The organism is Pseudomonas protegens (assembly GCF_003732485.1).
GTDB lineage: Bacteria > Pseudomonadota > Gammaproteobacteria > Pseudomonadales > Pseudomonadaceae > Aquipseudomonas > Aquipseudomonas protegens_B.
Map to the genome: position 1 here is coordinate 116035 of NZ_MOAK01000082.1, position 4883 is coordinate 120917.

Here is a 4883-nt window from a genome sequence, read left to right on the forward strand (position 1 = left end):
CGGCCTGGGCCTGGCCATCAGCCGCCGCGCCCTGGAAGCCCAGGGCGGCACCCTGACGGTCGAGGCCTCGCCACTGGGCGGCGCGCGTTTCCGCCTGAGCCTGCCGCCCCCGCTCAGGCGCTGAATCCACAGCGCACGCCCGTAGGAACCGGCTTGCCGGCGAAGAGGCCCTTGAGCCTTGCACCGCCTGGGCCGACGCCTTCGCTGGCAAGCCAGCTCCTACAGCCAGCTCCTGCAGCGAGGGTGCAACTGACAGGAATTTCATGCGGTCTGTTGGTGGGCACGGTTTATCCTGACTGCCACTCACCCGCAATGAGGAGCTTCATTCATGAACGATCAGGCGATTCATCATGCGGCGGCCGCCGGCTATCAACAGGCCGCCGATACCTATGTGCGGGGTCGGCCGGACTATCCGTCAGCCCTCGACCCCTGGCTGCGTGAGGAACTGGGCCTGGGGCCGGGCAGGGTGGTGGTGGACCTGGGCGCCGGCACCGGCAAGTTCACTGGCCGCTTGCTGGCCACCGGGGCCCAGGTGATCGCCATTGAGCCGGTGGCGCAGATGCGCGCCAAACTGGCCGCCGCCCAGCCCGAGGCCCAGGCCCTGGAGGGCAGCGCCGAGGCGCTGCCGCTCAAGGATGCCTCAGTGGACGTGCTGGTCTGCGCCCAGGCCTTCCACTGGTTTGCCAACCGCGCGGCGCTGGACGAAATCCATCGCGTGCTCAAGCCCGGCGGCAAGCTGGCGCTGGTGTGGAACCTGCGCGACGCCCGGGTGCCCTGGGTGGCGCGCCTGGACGCCATCGTCAATGCCTTGCAGGCCGACACCCCGCGCTATTACACCGGCGCCTGGCGCCAGGCCTTTCCCCACCCGGGTTTCGGGCCCTTGCAGGAACGGCATTTCAGTCACGGCCACAGCGGCACGCCGGAAGAGGTGATCTTCAACCGCGTGCGCTCCACCAGTTTCATCGCCGCCTTGCCCCAGGCCGAGCGTGACGCCGTGGACCGGCAGATCGCCGCGCTGATCGCCAGCGAACCCCAATTGCGGGACAAGTCCGAGGTGACCGTGCCCTACGAAACCGCCGCCTTCTACACCGCCGGACAAGGCTGAACCCATAGCCATGCCACCACCCCCGTAGGAGCTGGCTTGCCAGCGAAGAGGCCCTCAATCCGGCAAAGGCGTCCGCCAGCTGGCTCCTGCCGCGGCCGGTGCTCCAGTCCCGCTTTTGGCCAATGCGCTGCCTTACGGGGCGGCGGCGCCACTTGCTATAGTTCGGCCCTCATTTTTCGCCCAGTAAAGGATCACTGCCATGTCCGAATACCAAGCCTTTCGCGTCGAACTTGCCGACAACATCGCCCATGTGCAGATCAATCGTCCGGAAAAGATCAATGCCATGAACGCCGCGTTCTGGAGCGAGATCGTCGAGATCTTCCGCTGGATCGATGACACCGATGCGGTGCGGGTGGTGGTGCTCAGTGGCGCCGGCAAGCATTTCTCTTCGGGCATCGACCTGATGCTGCTGGCCGGCGTGGCCAACGAACTGGGCAAGGACGTGGGCCGCAACGCCCGTCTGCTGCGGCGCAAGATTCTCCAGCTGCAATCCTCCTTCACCGCCGTGGACAACTGCCGCAAGCCGGTGCTGGCGGCGATCCAGGGCTACTGCCTGGGGGGCGCCATCGACCTGATCAGCGCCTGCGACATGCGCTATGCCGCTGACGATGCCCAGTTCTCCATCAAGGAAATCGATATCGGCATGGCGGCGGATGTCGGCACATTGCAACGTTTGCCACGTATCATCGGCGACGGCATGCTGCGTGAGCTGGCCTACACTGGGCGCACCTTCGGTGCCGAGGAGGCGCGCAGCATCGGCCTGGTCAATCGTACCTACAGCGATGCCGCAAGCCTGCTGGACGGGGTCATGGAGATTGCCCGGGAGATTGCCGCCAAATCGCCGATCGCGATCAGCGGGACCAAGGAAATGCTCAGCTACATGCGCGACCACCGCATCGATGACGGCCTGGAATATGTCGCGACCTGGAACGCCGCCATGCTGCAGTCCAACGACTTGCGTGTGGCCATCGCCGCCCATATGAGCAAACAGAAACCCGAATTTCTGGATTGATTGAAGATGATTGCACGCTGGACCACCGCAGTACTGGATACCGAACTTCCCGGCGGCTGGGCCGTGGCCCGCGGCCCGGAAGGCTTTCTCCATGACGACAACGGCGCGCTGTTTCCCCGGCACTGGCTCAAGGGCCAGGACCTGCCGCTGCTGGCCGAGCACGGCATTGGCCACCTCGATGGCGAGCCGGTGTACCTGCTGGAGCTCAGTGGCCGCGCCGAGGTGCCGGGCTGCGGCTGGAAAGGCCTGCGGGCCTTCATGCTGGAGGGCGATCACACCCTGTACAAGGTGCTGGGCTATGCCGCGCAGATCGGCACCTGGGCCCGTGAACATCGTTTCTGTGGCAGTTGCGGTCGGGCCACGGTGCAAGTGCCGGGGGAGCGGGCGATGTATTGCGAACCCTGCGATCTGCGGGCCTATCCGCGCATTTCACCGAGCATGATCGTGCTGATCACCCGGGGCGACGAGATTCTCCTGGCCCGTTCACCGCGCTTCGTCACCGGCGTCTACAGCACCCTGGCGGGTTTTGCCGAGCCGGGCGAGTCGGCGGAGGATTGCCTGATCCGCGAAGTGCGGGAGGAGGTGAGCATCGAGGTCAGGAACATCCAGTACGTGGGCAGCCAGTGCTGGCCGTTCCCGCACTCGATGATGCTGGGCTTCCATGCCGAGTACGCCGGCGGCGAGATCATCCCCCAGGAAGACGAGATCGAGGATGCCCAGTGGTTCAACGTGCACGCGCTGCCGCCGTTGCCGGCCTCGCGCTCGATTGCCCGCTACCTGATCGATCTCTATGTGGCGCGCCGTCTAGGCCACGCTGAACCAGTGCTGCCAGGCTAGGCGCACCGTCAACCCCAGGACCACGGTGATGAACACCGGGCGAATGAACTTGGCACCACCGCTGATGGCGGTGCGTGCGCCGAAGAACGCCCCGACCATTACTGACAGGCCCATGCTCAGGCCGATGATCCAGTCCACCTGCCCGGAGAACACGAACACCGACAGCGCCGCAATGTTGCTGACGAAGTTCATGCTGCGGGCCACGCCGCTGGCCTTGACCAGGTCGATGGGGTAGAGCAGCAGGCTGCTCACGGTCCAGAACGCCCCGGTACCCGGCCCGGCCACCCCGTCGTAGAAGCCCAGGCTGAAGCCCTGGCTCGATTGCCATTTCTTCTTGATGGGCGCATCGCTGTCCAGCGGCGCCTTGGGGGTGCCACCGAACAGCAGGTACAGGCCGCAAGCGAAGACGATCACCGGGAGCATCTTGTTCAGCCATTCCGCCGGCAGGTAATGGGCGACGATGGCCCCGGTCAGCGCCCCCACCAGCGTGCCGACAATGGCGTGGGTCCATTGTCGGGGGTGGAACAGCTTGCGGCGGTAGAAGGTGAAACTGGCAGTGGCGGAACCGAAGGTCGAACTGAGCTTGTTGGTGCCCAGGACCAAGTGCGGCGGCAGCCCGGCCGTCAGCAGGGCCGGAGTGGTGAGCAGCCCGCCGCCGCCAGCGATGGCGTCGATGAAACCGGCGATGAAAGCCACGAGGGCGAGAATGGCGAGGGTGGTCAGGTCTACGCTGAGTTCGAAAGGCATGGATTCGGCTTATTGTTCGGCGGGAAGCGCAAAGGGGGCTGCGCGAAAGACCGCCATCTTACCTGCATCCCCGCCCGCTGCGCGACCGCCTCGACCTTGGTCTGATGCCTCTATCGTAGGCGCCGGCTTGCCGGCGAATGAGCCGCTGAGCCTTGCGCACGATCGGAGGGCGCTTTCGCTGGCAAGCCAGCTCCTACAGACGGCGCAGGGCTCGGAAAGCGTAGGAGCCGGCTTGCCGGCGAATGGGCCCTTGAGCCTTGCGCACGATCGGAGGGTGCCTTCGCTGGCAAGCCAGCCCCTACGGACGGCGAGGGGAAGGATCAGCGCTGGGGGCCGTTGCCGATCTGCCAGACAAAGGGCGGTTCGTTGCCGTTGATCTTCCAGTCACCGACGATCCGTGCCTTGTAGATCACCGGATTGTGCGACGACACGGTTCGCGCATTGCGCCAATGCCGGTCCAGGGCCTTGCCCTGGCGTATGTCCGACGCCCCCAGGGCGTTGAACAGTTCGCTGGTGGCGCGCTGGATCAGTTCGGTCACCGCGACCTGGGCCGTGGCCGATTCGATTTCCGCGGCCACATTGGCTTCACGCTCCTTCAGCTCATCACCGGCAAAGCGTGCCAGGTACGCCCGTTGCGCCGGCGCCGCAGCCCGTACTGTCGCCGCCTCGGCGGCATACACCAGGGCCGCAATCTCGCCCACCACCTGCTGCACCTGGGCGTCGGCACTGACCTGCTGTGCGTTGCCATGGCTGTAGATGCGCTTGCGCACCCGCACTTCGTGAGCCACGTCGCGCAGCGCAGCGCGGCCGATCCCGGCCAGGGTCGCCAGCAGCACTAGTTGGTAGAACGCGGTCTGGTACTTGAAACGGGTGGCGAAGTCGATGAGGTTCTCGGCCTCCACTTCGGCATCGGTAAAGCGCGAGGTGCCACTGCCGGTGGTGCGCTGGCCGAAACCGTCCCAGTCATCGCTCTGCTGGATGCCGCTCTGGCGAGTCCGAACGGCGGCGATCACATCACCGCCGGTATCGCTGCGCTGGGCGTAGACATCGATCCAGTCGGAGAAAATGCTTCCGGTGCTGTAGAACTTCTCGCCATTGAGGCGCCATTTTTCGCCGTCCGGCGTCACCTTGGTAATGACCTGGCCAATCTCCACTGCGCCGATTTCAGTCCAGGCGCAGCCG

The 4883-nt window shown here is 65.5% G+C and carries 6 protein-coding genes; 4 read left to right on the forward strand and 2 right to left on the reverse strand.

What is annotated here, in order from left to right; genetic code table 11:
* The 4 genes from BLX41_RS37460 to nudC all read left to right on the forward strand — a co-directional run.
* A partial coding sequence (locus BLX41_RS37460; protein WP_404942800.1) for an ATP-binding protein occupies positions 1-124 on the forward strand: 124 nt, incomplete at its 5' end.
* A 204-nt stretch (positions 125-328) separates the two neighbouring features.
* Complete coding sequence (locus BLX41_RS26240; RefSeq protein WP_123727242.1) at positions 329-1105, forward strand: class I SAM-dependent methyltransferase; 777 nt, start codon at positions 329-331, stop codon at positions 1103-1105.
* A 199-nt stretch (positions 1106-1304) separates the two neighbouring features.
* Positions 1305-2117: a crotonase/enoyl-CoA hydratase family protein gene (locus BLX41_RS26245; RefSeq protein WP_123727243.1), complete on the forward strand. Its 813-nt coding sequence runs from the start codon at positions 1305-1307 to the stop codon at positions 2115-2117.
* A 6-nt stretch (positions 2118-2123) separates the two neighbouring features.
* Entirely contained in the window at positions 2124-2954 is an 831-nt protein-coding gene (nudC, locus tag BLX41_RS26250; RefSeq protein WP_123727244.1) for an NAD(+) diphosphatase, read from the forward strand.
* Here nudC and BLX41_RS26255 read toward each other — a convergent pair.
* Positions 2922-3701, reverse strand: a complete 780-nt coding sequence (locus BLX41_RS26255) for a TSUP family transporter (protein ID WP_123468912.1) — start codon at positions 3699-3701, stop codon at positions 2922-2924. The genes nudC and BLX41_RS26255 overlap by 33 nt on opposite strands.
* 320 nt (positions 3702-4021) lie before the next feature.
* The coding region (locus tag BLX41_RS26265; protein ID WP_259745201.1) for an acyl-CoA dehydrogenase family protein at positions 4022-4883 on the reverse strand (862 nt) is incomplete at its 5' end.

Coding starts and splice junctions, on each gene's coding strand:
- BLX41_RS26240 (WP_123727242.1), top strand. CDS start 329: ATGAACGATCAGGCGATTCATCATGCGGCGGCCGCCGGCTATCAACAG.
- BLX41_RS26245 (WP_123727243.1), top strand. CDS start 1,305: ATGTCCGAATACCAAGCCTTTCGCGTCGAACTTGCCGACAACATCGCC.
- nudC (WP_123727244.1), top strand. CDS start 2,124: ATGATTGCACGCTGGACCACCGCAGTACTGGATACCGAACTTCCCGGC.
- BLX41_RS26255 (WP_123468912.1), bottom strand. CDS start 3,701: ATGCCTTTCGAACTCAGCGTAGACCTGACCACCCTCGCCATTCTCGCC.